This is a genomic window from Photorhabdus asymbiotica (genome assembly GCF_003634575.1).
Lineage (GTDB): Bacteria > Pseudomonadota > Gammaproteobacteria > Enterobacterales > Enterobacteriaceae > Photorhabdus > Photorhabdus asymbiotica.
Map to the genome: position 1 here is coordinate 350,314 of NZ_RBLJ01000004.1, position 20,226 is coordinate 370,539.

Below are 20,226 nucleotides of genomic sequence, written 5' to 3' on the forward strand. Positions count from 1 at the left end.
ACAAGTAGCTGTTCACTGCCGCACAGGCAGCTTAGAAAGGCCGTCGCAGTAAACCCTGATATGACTGCGCGTTCACTGCCGCACAGGCAGCTTAGAAAAGGGGTATAAAATCGAGGCTTTATAAAATGAAGTTCACTGCCGCACAGGCAGCTTAGAAAAAGAAAAAAACAGAGACCCGCCCCTCGCGGGTGTTCACTGCCGCACAGGCAGCTTAGAAACGAATCGACGTAACAAATCTCGTAGGTTTGAGGTTCACTGCCGCACAGGCAGCTTAGAAAGGGGGGCACACGGTGGCAGGGGCAGCGCTAAAGTTCACTGCCGTACAGGCAGCAGCGCACTCAATTGAGTGCGCTAAATGCTTCCGCTTAAATATGCATCATTTATTGTGCTTATGAGCATATTCTTCACTATTAACCCATTGGTGATCTTTTTCCCAAGTAAATAGCCATTTGCGGGTTGGTCCGGCCATGACATTGAGATAATAGTTGTCATAACCGGCAATGGTTGCCACTGGATGGTAGCCTTTGGGAACCATCACCACATCCTTGTTGTAAACAGCCATTGATTCATCCAGTGAACGGTCATCAGTATAGACGCGTTGCATACAAAATCCTTGAGATGGGTTTAGACGATGGTAATAGGTTTCCTCCAGATAGGTTTCTTGTGGTTCATCGTCTGTATCGTGTTTATGGCTGGGATAGGAACTGGTACAACCTTCGTCGGTAAAGACTTCTACCACCAATAAGCTATCAGCAGGTTTACTGTCTGGTAGGATGTTGTGAACATAGCGCTGGTTGTAACCATTTCCCCGTTGTTCTGCATCAATATCCTGTGGTGTAATCAGGCGGGTTGGGTAGTTTCCTTTTCCCGGTGCTTGGCATACAGCCAGTTCAAGAGCTGTATCCGCAATAATTTCAACAGATTCCCCCACAGTGATGTAAACAGCATAAGGTTTTTTACGTTCAAATGGGTCCATGCGATCGCCAATATGCTCAAATTGCTGATGTGGTGTAGTCACTGTGGCTTTCCCTATCACCAAAACTAGACAGGTTTCATTTTCTGATGCGGGTAATGTGATTTTTTCACCTACGGCCAATTCATAAACATCAAAGTGGACATATCGCCAGTTTGCAGATTCAGGCGTGATGTGTTGAGTTCGTTTGTTCTGATCCGGTGCATGATATTTTGATAATAATCTGGACATGTTACTTACCTCAGTATTGCTTTTGCATGAGTCAAATAAGTGGCTAATTAAAGTAACCCTGCGTTTTTGGCAAGTTGATGTAAATTGTTATAACCCATTGTTGCGTAGGTGAATGGGTGAGCAACAGCAGGATCTTGTTCTGCTTCAACCACCAACCAGCCGTTATAATGATGCTTTTTTAGTACCTGAAAAATTGCGGAATAATCAACACAACCATCCCCCGGTACTGTGAATACCCCACTCAATACAGCATCAAGGAAGCTGGTTTTACGGTTTTTCACATCGTTAAGTACATCAGGGCGGATGTCTTTACAGTGAACATGATTAATGCGTTTTGCCCAGCGTTCTGCGACAGCTAGAGGGTCAGCGCCAGCAAATGTCAGATGACCGGTATCCAGTAATAATCCAACTTCATCACCGGTATTTTCCATCAGGTGATCAACATCTTCTGAAGTTTCAATGACGGTTCCTATGTGGTGGTGGTAAGCAATCCGAACGCCTTGTTCTTGAGTGTAACGGGCGAATGCAGTCAGTTTTTCACCATATTCTTGCCAGCGATCAGCCGGAAATTGAGGACGAAGATAAGCGGGTTTGTTCTGATCGCCGTGAATACAATTTGTCACTTCCGCAAATACCATGACATTGGCCCCAAGCTCGCGCAGCAGGGTCAGGTGAGATTGTACCGCTTTAATCTCTTCTGTGACCGAACGGGTGAGTAATTCGCCGGAATACCAGCCAGAAACCAGTTTTAGATCATGTGCGGTAAGAATCGGACCTAATATGCTGGCTTGACGAGGGAATTTATTGCCCAGTTCAAAACCAGCAAATCCAGCCTGACGACCTTCGGTTAAGCAGGTTTCCAGTGAGGTTTCTGCGCCGAGAGTGGGTAAGTCATCATTAGTCCAGGTCAGAGGGTTGATACCAAGTTGAACAGCCATGATGAGACTCCTGTTGAATAAAATAATTTTGTTATGTTGTTATCCTCGCTGACGCCACAGGCTAATCAGGTTGTGATAGTTAGTTTTTGTCTTTTTTATCAAATGGTTATCATCAATCTCGTTTTTTAGCCATTGGAGGGAGGGTTGACCGAACAAGGTTCTTCCAACGGCAAAACCTTTGACGATAGGTTTGCCGGTTGTGGCATTGAAACCTATTTCTAGTTCTTCTTGTGTAGCATCAAGGCCAAGAATAACGACGCCACGACAATAGGGGTCCAGCAGTTGGATAAGAGAGTTAATGCTGTCCCAACTATCGGCACTGAGCGGGGGAAGTTTCCACCAATCCGGTTTAACTCCGAGGTTGTAAAAGCGTCTAAGTGCGCGGATATAGAATTCATCTGAGTGCTTCATTTCCGCAGGTAGAATCACTTCCAGTAAAAGTTCGTGACCAGATTTACAGCATGCGGTATAAATTTCCCGAATTTTTTTCTCTTGTTCCAGGCGGAGTGGGTGAGTATCTTCTGGATGAAAAAACACCAGACATTTGACAATGTGTTCCAGCGGCCAGTCAATCAGTTGGGAACCGATATTGCCATGTTCCAGACAAAGAGGACGAGAGCCCGGTAGCTCGATTGGGCGACCTATCCACCAACCTTGACCGGTAATTTCGTTTAAAACATCCTGACCAAAAGTACTGTCACACAACAGGCCTGCTTTCCCTTGTAATCCAGCTTCTACAGCAACTTCCTGGCTGGCACGCAGTAAAAGTTGTTTTAATAATGAAATACGCTTAATACTGGTATTTGCTTGACGGGCCATTTCGATGAATTGGATACGGTGGTCAAATGCCATTACACACAGTTCATCCCATTGCTTTTTACGGGCGCCAATACGGTGAAGGTGATTCAGTGTTTCATCTAAATCGGGGCGTAGTACCTGATTGGCCCGTGACAGATAGTTATCAAGTTCTGTTTTGTCTGGCATTGCTGGGGCACATCCATGACGGGAGACGACTAATGCACCGCAAGCATTAGCGTAGGTACAGGCTTTTTCCCAACCTTCGTTATTAAGATAACCGCGTAACAGGCCGGACATAAAAGCATCTCCTGCACCGAGTACGTTGAGTACATTAATCTGAACTCCCTGTACAGTAATGCCATCGTCCAGATCAGCAGGAATTTCTGCGCTAAAAACAGAGCATCCCAGTGGCCCGCGTTTGCAGACCAATTCAGCAGCAGTCAGTTTACGGATATTGCGTAGTGCTTCGATGGTATTTGTTGATCCACCTGCAATGTGAAACTCTTCTTCTGTTCCAACAATCAGGTCAAATAGAGATAACACTTCCTGTAACTGAGAGGTTACCTGCTCCGATGCGATATAACGGGTTTCACCATCTCCCAGAGAAGTCAGCCCCCAAAGCACAGGGCGATAATCAATATCAATAACTGTTTTGACACCATTGCGGCGGGCGTAATTGAGGGCGGTCAATACTGCATCACGGGTATTCGGGTGAGAAAGATGTGTGCCAGTGATTGCTAAGCAACGGGCTGATGCAATGTATTTTTCACTGAAATCATCACGGGTGATTGCCATATCGGCGCAATTATCACGATAGAAGATCAGTGGAAAAGTTGTTTTATCTTTGATTCCTAGCACCACCAGTGCGGTAAGACGCTCTTTATCAGTGATTAGATGGCTGGTATCGCAGCCAACACTTTGTAATTCTTCTCTGAGAAAACGCCCCATATGCTCGTCGCCGACTCTGGCTAGCATGGAAGATTTAAGTCCCTGGCGGGCAGTACCGTAGGCAACATTGCCGGAAGAGCCACCAAGATATTTTGCGAAGCTTCCCATGTCTTCCAAACGTGCCCCAATTTGCTGACCATAAAGGTCAACGGCAATTCGTCCCATACAGATGACATCAAACTTTTTTCGTTGGTCCATTGAAAAACTCCTTCTGAGTACAACATCAGGTGTTGCTTATGTGCTCCGGTAGCTAAGCGTTGACGAGGAAATTTAATTGATTTCAGTAACATTCACCCAACGTTGTTCTTTATAAGAACGTGCAATAGCATCCAGAATACGTGAGACTTTCCAACCTTCAGTGAAATCTGGCCACATCTCTTTATTGCTGGCGATACCATTAATCAAGTCCCTGATTTCCACTGTTTTTTGATCATTGAAGCCGATGCCGTGACCGGTACCATGACAAAATGGTGCGTAGTCAGGATGTTCAGGGCCAATAAGAATGGTTTTAAATCCTTGGCGGTTTGCTGGTTCATCATGGCGGTAAAGTTTCAATTCAGCCATTCTTTCTTGGGTGAAACTTAAAGTGCCTTTTGTTCCTGTGATGATGTAGCTCAAGCCCATTTTGCGGCCACAGGCAACACGTGAAGTCTCAATAATACCCATTGCTCCGCTGCTGAAACGTACCATAGCATGCGCTTGATCTTCGTTTTCTACTGTAATCATAATGCGGGAATCGGTTTTTTCTGGGCGTTCTTTGACGATGATTTCCATGTCTCCGCAAACAGTTTGGATATTACCAACCAGATACTGCGCCATATTGATGATATGAGCAGCAAGATCGCCTAATGCACCTAATCCAGCTTTATCTTTGAAGCAGTGCCAGTGAATAGGGCTAAGTGGATCGGCCATATAGTCCTCGTTATGAGTGCCATAGAAGTGAATGATTTCACCAATTTCTCCATTGACAATGATCTCTTTAGCCAGCTGTGAAGTAGGATTTTTTACATAGTTAAACCCTACCAGTGTCTTTACTCCGGCTTTTTGGGCTGCTTCAACCATGAGTTTTGCATCAGTTGAATTCAATGCTAATGGTTTTTCGCAATAAACGTGCTTACCGTGTTTGATTGCTTCGAGTGCCATCTCTTTGTGAAGAAAATTTGGTGAACAGATATCAACAACATCAATATCAGGATCTGCTACTAATTCGTGCCAATTATCGGTAAAACGCCGAAAGCCTAATGCTTCAGACTGTTTTGCTGCAAGTTCAGTAGAAACTTCCGCTACCATGTCACGAACTAACCTGCCTTTCAGCGGGAAAACAGTGGGAGCCTGTGCATATGCAATTGCATGCGTCCGCCCGATGTAACCAGTACCGATTAAGCCGATACGAATCTCTTTCATAGCTGTGTTTCTCCGAATGAAAGTTGACAGATTGTCTATTGTTTACAGTAAGTTCTTGAGTGTTGCAGTTAACCCTGGTTGTTGTCGCATTTTCGTTATAAGAAATATTTATTTCATTTTCAATTTAATTTGGATTATTTGTTTTAATATGTGATCTGATAAGGGTTTTCAATATAAAATTATGTTAAATATGGATAATTTTATAATTATTTATTTATCATAGATAAATAACAGTGAAATAAATGGAATTTGAAACTTTTGTTCCATTGATGTTCTGGAATATGATGCTAGTGACTTAATGGTGGGAGCAAATTGCGTAAATGCTCTCTTCCCTATTATTGTAGGGAAGAGATTTTTCTATTATTTTACTTACTGAGCAAGGACTTACCCATTTTATAGAACACATAAAACAACACTAATGCAGCAAACAGGTAATAAATAACCATGATTATTTGGGGGACGTGATGTGCGAGAAATATATACATAGAAATCGAAGCCAATATAATTAACCATGCAACAGGTTTCACCATAGACCACGGTGTAATATTTACCTGTTCGGTATAAATATCTTCAAATGGTTTGGCTGGAAAGAAATAGCCAATAATCAGCATGAAAATAACATTAATAGCAAACAGAATACCAACCAGATGAAAGAAATGCAGATCAATTTTCAGAATAAAATTACAGGTAATATAAGCGAACATACCAAATAACAGGCCGAGTTTAGCGGCAATAGGGGGTACACGTTTAGTCATCAGGCCGATCAATACTACGCTAAGAATCGGCGCGTTAAAAATCCCTTGTAATTGTTGAATGAGGTAAAATAAACCATCTGGTGCATTTGCGACTAACGGTGCAACGATCATAGTAATGAGCGCCAGCCCAAGCCCCAGATATTGACTAACAATGACTGTTTGAGCTTCAGTTGCATTTTTGTTGATTCGTGGTTTGTAGATATTAACGATAAAGAGTGTCACGGATGAATTAAGGCCACCGCTAAATGTAGAAAATACTGCGCCAACAACAACGGCAGCAAAGAAGCCAACTAATATTTCAGGCAAAACCAGATGTACTAATTCTGGATAGGCGTTATCTGGATTGTCTATTTGCCCTTTGAAAATATGGAAAGCAATAATGCCTGGTAGAATAATAATGGAGGGAATAATTAACTTAAAGAAAGCACACAGCATGACACCTTTTTGCCCCTCTGCCAGGTTTTTTGCACCAAGGGCTTTTTGAACAATGGATTGATTGGTACACCAGAAAAACATATTGGAAATTATTAGGCCAGTAAATAACGTGGAAAACGGAACAAGTGAATCTTCACTACCGATAGAGTTAAATTTGTCGGGGTTAGCTTGATAAACTTCAACTAATCCACTCCAGGCATTACCATTACCGACATAAAGCAAAGCAAATATTGTCACCATTAACCCGCCAACGATTAAACCAGCACCATTAATGGTATCCGCTACTGCAATTGCTTTTATACCACCAAAGATGGCATAGATTGCTCCTAATCCACCTACTCCCCAAACCATAATCCATAAGGCTGTTGTTTTATCCACGTGGAATATATTGGAAACCTGAAACAGACTTTCCAGTGCAATTGCACCGGTATATAGCACAATGGGCAGCAAGGAAATAACATACATAGCCAGAAATAGAATTGAGGTAATAAGCAGGGTGTTTTTATCAAACCGGCGTTCTAGATATTCTGGTATAGTAGAAATGCCAAGTTTCAAGTACTTAGGCAGAAAATAAATAGCAAATAGAACGATGGTCATTGCTGCGATGACTTCCCAGGCCATGACGATAAACCCAGTTCGGAATGCTAAGCCATTTAATCCAACTAAATGTTCAGTGGAGAGATTCATGAGTAACATTGAACTGCCGATGTAAATACCCGTCAAAGAACGGCCACCGAGAAAATAACCTTCAGTAGATTTTGTCAGATGGGCATTATGTGTTTTGTAATAAGCAAAGCCCGCGACTAATAGGGTAAAACTGAGAAATGAGAGAAAAGCTAACATACTATCCTCCACGCCTGATTTATTTTTTTCAGGCAGCAATGTGCTGACGGGAAAAAAGGTTTTTCCCGTTGTTGTTGTGAAAATAAATGTGAGTCAGTTATTCAGGCGTGGGCCTTGGGCCTGTTTTATAATCTGACTTCTTTGCCGGAGTGTAGAGATTCAAGCGCCTTGTCTGCCAGATAAAGAGCCTGTTCGCCATCTGAGCCACTGCATTCTGGTATAGCGCGATCAGCCATAACATCGACAAAATGATCCCATTCTGCAATATATGCTTCCCGATAACGTTGCAGGAAGAAATGCTCTGGTTTGGCCGTTAAACAACCCGAGTTTTCCCAAAGTTCAACACTGTTTTCTTTGATATTACCGGCGCTAAGTAGCCCTTTTTCACCGTGTAATTCAATCCGTTGATCATAACCATAACCGGAACGTCGGCTATTGGTAATGGCGGCTATTGCACCTGATGGGAATTTCATAACAATAAAGGCGGTATCAATATCACCGACCTGACCAATTGCGGGATCAACCAAGTTGCTGCCTTGTGCATATATCGAATATGGTTCTTCACCAATAATAAAACGTGCCATATCAAAGTCGTGTATTGTCATATCTCGGAACATCCCACCGGAAACTTTGACATATTCAACAGAGGGAGGAGAGGGATCACGGGAAGTAATCAGCAGAGATTCAGCTTTTCCTATTGTGCCAGCATCAAATAGAGTTTTTACTCGACGAAATTGAGGATCGTAACGACGATTAAAGCCAACAAATAGCGGAATCTGATATTGTTCGACCGTCTCAAGGCAATGACGAACACGTTCAATATCCAGGTGAACAGGCTTTTCGCAGAAGATTTTTTTGCGATGCTTTGCTGCGAGTTCAATCAGGTTTGCATGGGTGTCTGTTGCTGAAGCAATAAGGACACCATCTATTTTGGGATCAGACATTGCCTGTTCAATAGTTTGTATTTTTGCCTGATATTTCTGTGCTAAAAGTTCAGCACTTTTTTGATGTGGATCGACAACGGAATAAAGGCAGGTTTCTTTATGGTTAGTGATATTTACCGAGTGTACTTGTCCAATCCGTCCAGCGCCAAATAATGCGATGTTGAACATAGATGCTCCTTGATACCTGAATATCTGCTTTGGGTATACTTAGAAATATATCATTCAGAATATTTATTTCAATTTTAATATAATTGGAAATTATATTTTTGTGTGTCGGATAGCATTTTGTTAATGATGATATTAAATTTATGTTAAACAGATCACTTAAAGTCAGATTTTCACTAAATGGATTAATTAAATTTTCCTTTAAAAACAAATTATAATGTGAATTTTGTTAAGTGATTACTACGTTTGGTAATGGGGATTTTAGGAAGGAAAAATGGATTTTTTTTCGAAATGAAAATTTCGAAATAATAATTGGGAATGGTCAATAAAGGGAAAATAGCCTGTCATCTGACAGGCCACTAACTTTTAGTATTGGCGTATTTTGGTTGCAATTATCTCCTTTATCTTATCTGAGGCGGATTCTACGGCCGGGTTTTTGGCTATTTGTGCCGTTCCTGTTCGCCACCATGACTCATAGTCGTGTGTCATGGTCTTGGGTAGAACTTTGATATCTATTAACACGGGTAAAGTTTGTTTTCTGGCTTCCTGTAATGCATAAAGCAGTTGCTGCTCATCGTGGACTCGGTAACTTTTGCAGCCGTAACTTTCTGCATTTTTGGCGAAATCGACCTTAATCAGGCTGCCATCCATGTTGTTACTTTCTGGATTCCGGTAACGGTTTTCTGTTCCAAAACTGCCCATCCCTTGGCTCATTTGTAGATTATTAATACAGCCGAATCCGGCGTTATCAAACAGCAATACGGTGATCTTGATGTTTTCTTGTACTGCGGTTTGCAGCTCTGAATGCAGCATCATATAAGCGCCATCACCAGCTATGGCATAAACGGGTTGGTTGGGGCAGGCTAGTTTGGCGCCAATAGCAGCGGCTATCTCATAACCCATGCAGGAATAGCCATACTCAAGATGATAGGTATCCGGTTGTTTAGGTTGCCACAACCGCTGTAAGTCACCAGGCAGAGAGCCTGATGCACCAACAATAATCGCTTCAGGTTCAAGGTATTTGTCTAATAATCCCAATACCCTGGTTTGTGTTAGTTGGGTTTGTAATGCCTGACTGTACTCTTCCAATTTATTATCAAGATGGCCGGAAATTTCTGGAATGAAACCTTGCTGATACTGAATTTCGAACAGGCGGTTTAATTCTTTTCTCCATGCTTCCCGTACCTGAGAAATTTCATTCTGATAACCACTGCGATAACTTAACTGAGTAAGCTTCTCTGCAATGGCATTTAATCCCTCACGGGCATCTGCTACGACGGGAACGGCATCCAGTTTACAGGCGTCGAATTCCGCGACGTTGATAGTGAGAAATTCAACATCCGGATGCTGAAATAGCGATTTAGATGCAGTAGTGAAATCGGTAAACCGGGTACCGATGCCAATAATCAAATCGGCTTCTTTGGCTATCAGGTTTGCAGCAAGGCAACCCGTTGTGCCTAAACCACCACAATTCAGTGGATGGTCGGCAATCACAGCGCTTTTACCTGCCTGTGTTTCAGCAAAAGGGATATTGAAGTTTTCTGCGAACTGACGGAAAGCTTCATGTGCTTCTGAATAACGCACACCGCCACCGCAGATGAGTAAGGGTTTTTGCTTGCGGTTTATGAGTGCCACGGCATCGTTGATCATGGCGACAGAAGCTGGGCGACGTTCAATGCGATGAAACCGTTTTTGAAAGAAATAGTCAGGAAAATCCCAAATCTCGCCTTGAACATCTTGCGGTAGACAAATTGTGACAGCGCCGGCATCAGCGGGATCGGTCAAAACTCGCATCGCATTAATCATCGCACTCATTAGCTGTTCTGGCCTGGAGATACGGTCCCAGTAACGAGAAACGGGACGGAAGCAGTCATTAGTGCTGATAGTGTAGTCATGGAACTGTTCAACCTGTTGTAAAACTGGGTCAGGTTGACGGCAGGCGAAGAGATCACCGGGTAGTAATAACAGAGGAATACGATTAGCAGTGGCAGTGGCCGCAGCAGTGACCATATTGGCAGAGCCGGGGCCAACAGATGAGGTGACTGCAAAAATCTGTTTGCGCTTTTTCTGTTTAGCGAAGCCTGTTGCGATATGGGCCATTCCCTGCTCATTACATCCTTGATAAACGGTCAAGTGACCAGAGTCTTGCTCTAGTGCTTGCCCTAATCCGACAACATTACCGTGGCCGAAAATAGTAAAAATCCCTTTGATGAATGGGTATTGTTCATCATCTATTTCGACATACTGTTGATTCAGGAATTTCACCAGTGCTTGAGCGGTTGTCATTGTTGATTTGTTCATGTCACAGAATCCCATTTTATTCCATTATTGGCATCACAAAGCTGCTGGAATGATGTTCTAACCGGATACTTGCCGGCCAGCGACTGGTGACGGTTTTCATGCGAGTGTAGAAGCGAACACCATCGTTGCCGTGAACGTTAAGTGGACCAAAAATTGAGCGCTTCCAGCCGCCAAAGCTGTGGAATGCCATGGGTACTGGAATGGGAATATTGATGCCTACCATTCCAGCTTGTACATCTTCGCTGAACTGGCGGGCAGTTTCTCCGTCGCGGGTGAATATAGCGGTACCATTACCATATTGATGCTCGTTAATTAATGTTAGCGCGGTGGCATAATCGGGTACACGAACGATTGCCAGCACTGGACCAAAGATCTCTTCTTGATAGATTTTCATATTTGGTGTGACGTTATCAAACAATGTCGGGCCAATAAAATAGCCATTTTCATAACCGGGGATGTTGAGTTGACGGCCATCAATTAACAAGCTGGCCCCTTGTTGTTCGCCATTCGCGATATAGTCACAGATTTTAACCCTATGCTGGGCGGAGATAACTGGCCCCATATCATGTTCTTTGCCTGCCACAATGCCGGGACCGACAGACATTTTGTTGATCTGTTGACGCAATTTTTCAATGAGTGCATCAGCCGTTGCGTCTCCAACTGCTAATACAACAGACAATGCCATGCAACGCTCACCTGCTGCGCCAAAAGCTGCACCTGTAATAGCGTGACTAGCCATATCAAGGTCGGCATCTGGCATCAAAATACAGTGATTTTTGGCACCACCTAGTGCCTGGCAGCGTTTCCCATGTTCAGAGGCGGTGGTGTAGATATATTCAGCGACAGGAGTCGAACCAACAAAGCTGATGGCTTGCACTCTCGGGTCTGTCAGTAATACGTCGACCGCTTCTTTATCACCGTTGACAACGTTAAATGCCCCATTGGGTAAACCGGCTTGTTGAAGCAGGAGTGCTAATTCAACAGCAAGAGAAGGATCTTTTTCTGATGGTTTTAATATAAAGGTGTTTCCCGTAGCTAACGCGATAGGAAACATCCACATAGGAACCATGGCTGGGAAGTTAAAAGGGGTAATTCCGGCGCAAACACCTAAAGGCTGCATTAATGAATGGCTATCCACACCGGTTCCGGTATTGGCGGAATGTTCACCTTTTTGCAAATGAGGAATGCCACAGGCAAATTCAACAACTTCTAAACCACGTGTTAATTCACCGATAGCATCTGAATAGATTTTTCCGTGCTCTTCTGTAATCAAGCGTGCAAGTTTGTCCATATTAGCTTCCAGTAATGTTTTGAACTGGAACATCACACGGGCCCGTTTAAGCGGTGAAACTTTAGACCATTCGCTGTAGGCCTGATGGGCGATTTCAATCGCTTGTTCAACCTCAGAGGCGGAACTTAATGTTACCTGACGAATTTGTTCACCTGTGGCTGGATTAAAAACAGGAGAAAAACGGGAGCTGTGACTGGGAATGAGTTGCCCGTTAACATAATTCTTTATTTGTTCCATGCTGAGCCTCTCTCGTGAATTTTGATGTTTGTACTGAATCAGAAGTGTTAGTAATAGATATATGAAATATTTATTTCATTTTCAAATTAATTTAGAATGAAAGACGATTAATGTGATCGGAGTAAAGTTTTTATGAATTATGGGTAATTGAATGAATAATGATATATTAATCAATAAAGTGATAATAATAACTCGTTACATTGAGTGGATTATATATTTCATTTTTAACGGTAAAAATGAAATATGATTCAACTTATACGGTAAAACTATTACAATTGCTGACAATAAATTTTATGGGGGACTTATGTCTGTAGCATCGAATCTGAATGAATTTCAAGAACAAGTTCGTTCCCGCTATGGTGAATTGAGTAAACGTCTACAACAAGTGGCTCGATATGTGCTGGATAATACCAACAGTGTGGCTTTTGATACTGTTGCTGTGATAGCCAGAGAAGCAGATGTTCCTCCATCAACATTAATTCGTTTTGCTAATGCGTTTGATTTCAGTGGCTTTAATGAAATGAAACAGCTATTTCGCATGCATATGGTGGAAGAGACTGCCAGTTATGCGGACAGAGCCAGATTATTCAGAGCATTGGATGGCGAGCAGGAGCCGCCAGAAGATCCCCAACATATTTTGCAGGAATTTGCTCGCTCTAATGTACAAGCGATGCAACAGTTAGCTGCCAGAACCGCTCCTGAAGATTTAAAGAACGCAGTAGATTTATTAGCTCAGGCTAAGAGTATCTACATTATTGGATTGCGCCGCTCTTTCAGTGTGGCTGCTTATCTTTCTTATGCTCTGAGTCATCTGGAATGTCGCCCTTTGCTGGTAGATGGCTTGGGGGGCATGTTCAGGGAGCAAATTAACTTGATTGGGGAAGAGGATGCTGTCGTTTCAATCAGTTTTTCTCCTTATGCAGAAGAGACATTGATGATCAGTGAGAGGGCTGCAAAGGCAGGGGCGAAACAGATTGTGATTACTGATAGCCAGATTAGCCCTCTTGCTAGTTTTAGTGATGTCTGTTTTGTGGTTAAAGAAGCGCAGGTGGATGCATTCCGTTCTCAGTCTGCTACTTTGTGTTTAGTGCAATCTTTGGCGGTTGCTCTGGCTTATCGGCAAGGAAGTGCTATTTAATCTTAAAATATTCTTATATTCCAGATAAACAAATAACCCGCAGATTCAGCGGGTTAATGTTTTACCAGACCAATGAAAGAGCTTAATTTAAATAAAGTTTAAACCTGATATTGATAACTGATTTTTTATGTATAAATGTTATTGATTCTTATTGGCAATAATTATTTAATAATTATTCGAAGTTATGGTTTTAAAGAGGGATCAATATGATAATTAAAGGATCGCGTTATATTTTTGTCATCTTATCGGCAGTTTCTTTCCAGGCATTTGCCTTAAATTTTGATTACAAAAGCGAAATTCCGGCTGACAATAAGCCATCAGCAGACTATTTGAAGAAGCGGGAAAATCTCAAATCCAAGCATTGGAATGTCAATGAACTCATTGAGGATAATGAAGCCGCAGAGAAGTTAGATCAGGAAAAACAAGGAAGATATGAAAAGAAATATGCTGCAAATTGGCAAGAGAGCCAGAGATTTAATGATGAAGTTAATAGGAGACTCAATCGGGAAATTGAACGGGAAATTAAAATCAGAGAGAATGGCGGCATGACGAGAAGTAACTTTTTTGATAGGCAGTGAGTACTGCCCAAAGAGACTGAATAGTAAATTGAGAGATCTGTCGGAAGAAACTGGCAGTTTGTCGATAATTGTTGACAGCCTTTCGAAAGAATTTCCTCTGCTGTTATGTGAATATAGTGATTTCATATACAAGGAGAGAAAGTTATGGAGCAGATTGAATGGGCTGACTTTGAAAAAGTCGATATGCGAGTTGGCACAATTGTTTCGGTAGAATTGAATCCTAAAGCCAACAAACCTGCCTATAAATTACACATTGATCTTGGCGAGCTGGGTGTTAAAAGTTCAAGCGCTCAGATAACGGAGCATTACACACCTGAACAATTGATTGGCCGCCAAGTTCTTTGTGTATGTAATTTTCCGCCAAAGCGGATCGCGGGTGTCAAATCAGAGGTATTGTTAACAGGTAGTATGGATGAAAACGGTGCAGTGGTGATCGCAGAATTTACTCTTCCTGTTCCAAATGGTCATAAATTATTGTAACCAGCGCTATTTTATTGTCGAATAAATGAAGTGTATTTTAATTATCGACGATAAACATGGCTGTTCAATTACCTTCACTACATTTGCGTCAGTATTCAGCTGAAACTATCAGCCATAGCCACCAGGGGTTATGGCAGTTTGTTTTTGGTTATGATGGGCAATTGGAATTAAATATAGAAGGAGAACAAGGAGTTGTTAATTCCCGGAATGTTGTTGTGATCCCCCCTGATACTAAGCATAGTTTTTTTGCCAGCGGTAAAAATCAGCAATTAGTGCTGGAATTACCTTCGGCGCAGTTTGGGCTATTACAGCATGGTGATTCTTTTTGGCAACCGTTACCTGAATCTGCACTTGCTCTTATCAAATGGTTGCATGATTACCCACAACCTTCAGCCAGTCATGTCGATGTTGCCCGTTTGCTACTTGCTCAGTTACCGCAAATAAGCTCATCTTCAGCGCTGATAGTAAAACTGGATCAAGGGCTTTCTGGGCGCTTACATGAGAAAATGACCGTCATGGATATGGCTGATATTTGCGCGGTATCGGTCAGTACCTTGCACCGAAAACTTTTTATCGCAACGGGAATGAGTCCAATGGCTTATTTGAAAACATGCCGGATGAAACTTGCTTATAAGTTATTGGTCAATAGTTATCAGTCTTTGGCTGATATCGCTTTTTTGTCCGGTTATGCATCCCAGTCTGCTTTTACCTTTGCATTTAATCAGCATTATGGTTGTACGCCGGCTCGGTTGCGTAAGACAAAATGATATTTTCAGATATTGAAATACATAAAGCCATCTTATGAGCAGATGGCTTGATTGTGAGCATAAATATTTACTGAGCTTTTGCTTCTGATTTATCAGCATTATTGAGCAGGCGGCGTATTGGTACGAGTAATACCATCAACACAGCTGCACAGATGACCAGAGCCAAAGATACGCGGGAGAACAGGTCAGGCAGACTGTCCAGTCGGTCAGCGCGAACGTGTCCACCGATCAGGCCAGCGGCCAGATTACCCAGAGCACTTGCACAGAACCACAGGCCCATAACTTGACCGCGCATACGGGATGGTGCCAGCAGAGTCATCGTGGCAAGCCCAATCGGGCTGAGGCATAGTTCACCGAGCGTCATTAACAGGGTACTTGCTACCAACCAGAGTGGAGAAACGGTTTCGCCTGTTGCCAGTACATCTTGTGCTGCCAGAATCATCAAACCAAAACCACCGGCACCAAACAGAATACCAATAATGAATTTACTGATACTACTCGGGTTAGCATTACTTTTTGCCAACATAGGCCAGAGCCAACTGAATACCGGGGCTAGTAGAATAATGAATAGTGCATTGATTGACTGGAACCATACTGTTGGGATCTCAAATCCCATCACGATTCGGTTTGTATAATCATTGGCAAACAGGTTGAATGAAGTTGGGCTTTGTTCGAATGCAGACCAAAAGAATGCAGCAGATACCAGCAGAATAAAACAAACCAGTAAACGGGAACGATCACTACTGCTCAAGCCAGCAAATAGAAATAGATAGATAAAGTAAAGTGTTACACAAGATGAGATCACATAGGCCATTGTGCTAGCTACAGCTATCGGATTGAATGGGATTACACCAAGGATTAGTAAAGTAATAATAGCAATCATAGCGATAACAGTAGTAGAGACCCATTTGCCAACGCTTTTACGTTTAACCGTAGGGTGATCCCAGTTTGAGTCAAAACCACTTTCTTTATCATAGCGGCGCATCGAGGGAACCGCGTAGAAACGGAATATCAATAGAGCAACCAACATGCCTAGTCCACCGATGCCGAAACCCCAGTGCCAGCCATAGTCACGAATTAACCAGCCGGTAATCAGTGGAGAGATAAGAGAACCTATGTTAATCCCCATGTAAAATAAGGAAAAACCGCCGTCACGACGAGGATCATCTTTTTTGTACAAAGTTCCGACCATAACTGTGATACAGGTTTTAAACAATCCGGTACCTAATACAATCAACAGTAGGCCAATAAAAAACAGGTGGGGGCTTAAGAAAGCGGAAAGGGCGATAGACAGATGGCCTAATGCAATAATGATAGAACCATACCAGACTGCCCGATGTTGACCTAACCAGTTATCCGCCAGCCAGCCGCCGGGCAGCGAAGTTAGATAAACACTCCCGGCAAAAATACCGACGATAGCAGATGCTTGTTCACGGGGAATTTCCATTCCACCATCATAAATAGTTGCTGCCATAAACAAGATTAAGAGTGGGCGAATGCCATAGAAAGAGAAACGTTCCCACATTTCGGTAAAGAATAGAGAGTTTAATGGATAAGGATGTCCGAGGAAGGTTCGATTTTTTGTATTGTTAATAGAGGATTGCATTTAAGTTTTCCTATAATACTACACTCCTGGAGTGTGGCGTGTGCGACAAATAAAGCTTTTAAAAAGCTCTTTCAGATTTATGTCTGGAGCAAAAAAGCCTCGTTCTTATTAAATGACATCCTGTCTTATTAATATATTTTTAACATACTTTTTGACCAATTTTATTGATAAACAGGATATTTCTTACTTAGTATTCCATTTTTTAGAGCAAAATCCGATATAAATCTCATTTCTCACCACTAGTTAATTAAAATAAGAATGAAAACTATTGACTTACTTATATTAAGTGTCCTCTTCTTAACAAGAATTCGAAGTAAAAAACCAAATAATATTTATAATATATAAATATTAATTTTAGTGACTAATTATTAAAGATAATAATAAATAGTAAAAAAATAAAGTTGTTTAATTGTCATCTTTGTGTTTATTGTTAAATTTTAGATTGGATTTTGTTTTTTATATAAAGGTTGGAGATGAATCAGACTAGAAGATGTAACATCAACATTCAGATAAGAGTGAGGATTATTGGGTAAAATTACTATGGCTGTTTCTTGAATGAAGAAACAGCCACTAAGGATATTTAATGGACTCTATCAGCTTGACCATACAGAGAAGGCATACCTTCAGGACGAGTTTTAAAGCGACGATGCAACCACATATATTGCTCAGGAGCCTGTAAAATTTCCCGTTCTACGACTTTATTCATAAAAGCAGCGGCTTGCACTTCATCACTTGTTGGGAATCCATCTACGGCGGGTTGAATAATGAGTTCATAGCCTTTTCCGTCAGGCAAACGGCGGGGAGTAAATGGGATCATTGCTGGATTGGCAAGACGTACAAGTATCGAGGTGCCTGTCGTCGTTGCAGCATGTTCTACCGCAAATAATGGTGCAAATACGCTTTTTCGTGGGCCGTAATCATGATCTGGTGCATACCAGACAATTTCACCATTTTTCAAGCAGCGGATCATGCCCTTGAGATCTTTTCGGTCCAACATATATTTGTTAGAGCGCAGTCTTCCCCAGGTTTGCAACCAGTCCATAACTGGGTTGTCATTCGGGCGATAGACACCAATACCCGGATTTAGCATACCAAGGATTCTGGCACCCAGTTCCAATGTCAGGAAGTGGATACCAATAACGATAATTCCTTGTCCAGTAGCCTGAATGTTCTGGATATTTTCCCGCCCGGTAACTTTAAACCAGCGTTCTATTCGCCAGTCCGGCCAAAACCAGGCCATACCCGTTTCAAATATTCCCATGCCGACGGATTCAAAATTTTTTATTAACAACTCATTGCGCTTTTCCTGAGGAATGTCAGGAAAACATAATTCGAGATTTCTTTCGGCGATTTTAGCCCGTTTTTTCAGGAAACGCATGGAAAGTCTGCCCAGACGGGTTCCTAGCCAGTAAATAACCGGATATGGGAGCAGAACTAATAAGTAAAGCAGACTGATACCAAACCAGGTAGGCCAGTAGCGAGGATGAAATAGTGAACGTTGAAAAGAAGGTGCTTGTATCATGGGTTCTCAGGCTATTTATAATTCCAACAATATGGATAAAACAATATGCCTATTGTGACACTTTTTGGCTAGATATCGAAGTTTTCAGGCATGAAATGTTCATGAGATCGATAATGGGTAATATTCTGACCAATTCTGTCAAACTGCCAGCAACTTTTTTGGTAGATATGGTGCAGGTGCACTTGTTGATTACCTCATTTTGGTGTCTGCGAAAACGTATGTTTGTAACATATTGATATATAGCTATTAAAATAGTTTTTCAGAAGCTATTTACAATTTGTATGAATAACATTACTGTATATTTAAACAGTTATATTCGTAGGGGGAAAAACTATGCATGTAGAAGTGACTATCAACAAATCTAAGAAGTTACCAAAAGATGCCGTCCCTGCCCTGGCTGTAGAACTGGATAAACGTCTTAAGTATCGTTGGCCTGATATTAAGACCAATGTGAAGTTAGCAAGTAGTGATGGGTTATCTATTCGTGGTGGTACTTCCGATGATAGAGAAATCATTGAAGAGATTTTGCAAGAGACATGGGAAAGTGCTGATGATTGGTTCCAACCCTAAGGATTAAACTGCTATCAGTTTGTTCCATTGCCTGTGTGTAAATAATTTGCAATCCATTGAAGGGAGGATGGATTCCTCCTTTATTTCTATCACTCTGCTATAAATTGCTACTCGTCGAAAATCATTTTCGTTATCATATACATTTGGTGGCGGAGTCCATCACTTATAACATCCACTCTTATGACTTATCATTCAGGAAAGTACACCATGCCAGTGTTACATAACCGCATTTCTAATAAAGAGCTGAAAGCACGTATGCTAGCGGAGACTCAGCCTCGTACTACCATCTCTTTTTATAAATATTTTAATATATTAGAGCCCTTGGCTTTTCGTAATAATCTTTATCAACAATTTACTGAGCTTTCAGTATTTGGCCGGGTTTATATTGCTAAAGAAGGGATTAATGCGCAGATAAGTGTGCCAACCCATAATCTGGAAGCGTTGAAAGGTTTATTGTATTCAATTGATCCTGCCTTAGATAATCTGAGATTGAATATTGCACTTGATGATGACGGAAAATCTTTCTGGGTTTTGCGTATGAAAGTACGTGATCGCGTCGTAGCTGATGGTATTGAAGATGAAACTTTTGATCCATCAAAAACCGGTGAATATCTTAAAGCAGAGCAGGTTAACCAAATGCTGGATGATCCTGATACGCTATTTGTTGATATGCGCAATCACTATGAATACGAAGTAGGACATTTTGAGAATGCAATTGAAATTCCGTCCGATACTTTCCGCGAACAATTGCCAATGGCAGTAGAAATGTTGCAGGATAATAAAGATAAGAATATTGTGATGTATTGTACAGGTGGTATCCGTTGTGAAAAGGCCAGTGCTTATATGTTGCATAATGGTTTTAAAAACGTGTATCACGTAGAAGGCGGTATTATTGAATATTCCCGTAAAGCTCGGGAACAGGAATTACCGGTACGTTTTATTGGTAAGAACTTTGTATTTGATGAGCGGATGGGTGAACGTATTTCAGATGATGTAATTGCTCATTGCCATCAATGTGGTACGTCTTGCGATAGTCATACTAATTGCAAAAATGATGGTTGCCATCTGTTATTTATTCAGTGTTCGGAATGTGCGGATAAATTTGAAGGTTGTTGTAGCGAAGCATGTAGGGAAGAAGTTAGCTTGCCAGAAGTGGAACAGCGAGTTCGCCGGGCTGGTCGTGAAAATGGAGCAAAAATATTTAATAAATCTCGGCATCGTTTGCAGGATGGAATGAATATCATTTCATTGCAGTTGACCAAGTAATAATGTTAATAACTGGCACTGATATTCATGTGCCAG

16 protein-coding genes and 1 CRISPR repeat array (1 of these 17 only partly in view) are annotated in these 20,226 nt (G+C 41.8%); of the genes, 6 read left to right on the plus strand and 10 right to left on the minus strand.

What is annotated here, in order from left to right; translation table 11 throughout:
• Window positions 1-278: direct repeats of the CRISPR family, unit length 28 nt; unit sequence GTTCACTGCCGCACAGGCAGCTTAGAAA (it extends 170 nt beyond the left edge of the window).
• A gap of 98 nt (window positions 279-376) precedes the next feature.
• The 8 genes from iolB to BDD30_RS17440 all read right to left on the minus strand — a co-directional run bounded on the left by iolB (window position 377) and on the right by BDD30_RS17440 (window position 12,263).
• The gene (gene iolB, locus BDD30_RS17405) at window positions 377-1,204 is read right to left on the minus strand and encodes a 5-deoxy-glucuronate isomerase (RefSeq protein ID WP_015834850.1); all 828 of its coding nucleotides are present in this window, start codon (window positions 1,202-1,204) and stop codon (window positions 377-379) included.
• Between the two features lie 47 nt (window positions 1,205-1,251).
• Window positions 1,252-2,142: a myo-inosose-2 dehydratase gene (gene iolE / locus BDD30_RS17410; RefSeq protein WP_015834849.1), complete on the minus strand. Its 891-nt coding sequence runs from the start codon at window positions 2,140-2,142 to the stop codon at window positions 1,252-1,254.
• A gap of 39 nt (window positions 2,143-2,181) precedes the next feature.
• A complete protein-coding gene (locus tag BDD30_RS17415; RefSeq protein ID WP_015834848.1) occupies window positions 2,182-4,086 on the minus strand; it encodes a bifunctional 5-dehydro-2-deoxygluconokinase/5-dehydro-2-deoxyphosphogluconate aldolase in 1,905 nt (634 codons plus the stop codon).
• A 72-nt stretch (window positions 4,087-4,158) separates the two neighbouring features.
• Window positions 4,159-5,292, minus strand: coding sequence for a Gfo/Idh/MocA family protein (locus BDD30_RS17420; protein ID WP_015834847.1), 1,134 nt, complete (start codon window positions 5,290-5,292; stop codon window positions 4,159-4,161).
• Between the two features lie 365 nt (window positions 5,293-5,657).
• On the minus strand, window positions 5,658-7,325 hold the full coding sequence (locus tag BDD30_RS17425; protein ID WP_041382024.1) for a solute:sodium symporter family transporter: 1,668 nt from the start codon (window positions 7,323-7,325) through the stop codon (window positions 5,658-5,660).
• A gap of 125 nt (window positions 7,326-7,450) precedes the next feature.
• Complete coding sequence (iolG, locus tag BDD30_RS17430; protein WP_015834845.1) at window positions 7,451-8,437, minus strand: inositol 2-dehydrogenase; 987 nt, start codon at window positions 8,435-8,437, stop codon at window positions 7,451-7,453.
• A 363-nt stretch (window positions 8,438-8,800) separates the two neighbouring features.
• A complete protein-coding gene (gene iolD, locus BDD30_RS17435; RefSeq protein ID WP_197535138.1) occupies window positions 8,801-10,735 on the minus strand; it encodes a 3D-(3,5/4)-trihydroxycyclohexane-1,2-dione acylhydrolase (decyclizing) in 1,935 nt (644 codons plus the stop codon).
• 16 nt (window positions 10,736-10,751) lie between these two features.
• Window positions 10,752-12,263, minus strand: coding sequence for a CoA-acylating methylmalonate-semialdehyde dehydrogenase (locus BDD30_RS17440; protein ID WP_015834843.1), 1,512 nt, complete (start codon window positions 12,261-12,263; stop codon window positions 10,752-10,754).
• A 304-nt stretch (window positions 12,264-12,567) separates the two neighbouring features.
• On the opposite strand from BDD30_RS17440, the gene BDD30_RS17445 reads away from it, so the two are divergent.
• The 4 genes from BDD30_RS17445 (at window position 12,568) to BDD30_RS17460 (ending at window position 15,226) form a co-directional block, all read left to right on the plus strand.
• Window positions 12,568-13,401 carry a MurR/RpiR family transcriptional regulator gene (locus BDD30_RS17445; protein WP_015834842.1) on the plus strand — a complete coding sequence of 278 codons (834 nt, stop codon included), beginning with the start codon at window positions 12,568-12,570 and terminating at the stop codon, window positions 13,399-13,401.
• Between the two features lie 206 nt (window positions 13,402-13,607).
• Window positions 13,608-13,979 carry a hypothetical protein gene (locus BDD30_RS17450; protein ID WP_015834841.1) on the plus strand — a complete coding sequence of 124 codons (372 nt, stop codon included), beginning with the start codon at window positions 13,608-13,610 and terminating at the stop codon, window positions 13,977-13,979.
• 144 nt (window positions 13,980-14,123) lie between these two features.
• Window positions 14,124-14,459 (plus strand): tRNA-binding protein, encoded by a 336-nt coding sequence (locus BDD30_RS17455; RefSeq protein ID WP_015834840.1) that lies wholly within the window; start codon window positions 14,124-14,126, stop codon window positions 14,457-14,459.
• Window positions 14,460-14,515: 56 nt separating this feature from the next.
• Complete coding sequence (locus BDD30_RS17460) at window positions 14,516-15,226, plus strand: AraC family transcriptional regulator (RefSeq protein WP_015834839.1); 711 nt, start codon at window positions 14,516-14,518, stop codon at window positions 15,224-15,226.
• 67 nt (window positions 15,227-15,293) lie between these two features.
• On the opposite strand, the gene BDD30_RS17465 is transcribed toward BDD30_RS17460, so the two are convergent.
• Together BDD30_RS17465 and BDD30_RS17470 are read right to left on the minus strand one after the other, a co-directional pair.
• Complete coding sequence (locus BDD30_RS17465; protein WP_015834838.1) at window positions 15,294-16,832, minus strand: peptide MFS transporter; 1,539 nt, start codon at window positions 16,830-16,832, stop codon at window positions 15,294-15,296.
• Window positions 16,833-17,412: 580 nt separating this feature from the next.
• The gene (locus BDD30_RS17470; RefSeq protein WP_015834837.1) at window positions 17,413-18,354 is read right to left on the minus strand and encodes a Kdo(2)-lipid IV(A) acyltransferase; all 942 of its coding nucleotides are present in this window, start codon (window positions 18,352-18,354) and stop codon (window positions 17,413-17,415) included.
• 333 nt (window positions 18,355-18,687) lie between these two features.
• On the opposite strand from BDD30_RS17470, the gene BDD30_RS17475 reads away from it, so the two are divergent.
• Both BDD30_RS17475 and trhO read left to right on the plus strand, forming a co-directional pair.
• On the plus strand, window positions 18,688-18,924 hold the full coding sequence (locus BDD30_RS17475; RefSeq protein WP_015834836.1) for a DinI-like family protein: 237 nt from the start codon (window positions 18,688-18,690) through the stop codon (window positions 18,922-18,924).
• A gap of 207 nt (window positions 18,925-19,131) precedes the next feature.
• Window positions 19,132-20,190 (plus strand): oxygen-dependent tRNA uridine(34) hydroxylase TrhO, encoded by a 1,059-nt coding sequence (gene trhO / locus BDD30_RS17480; protein ID WP_015834835.1) that lies wholly within the window; start codon window positions 19,132-19,134, stop codon window positions 20,188-20,190.
• Window positions 20,191-20,226: the final 36 nt, after the last annotated feature.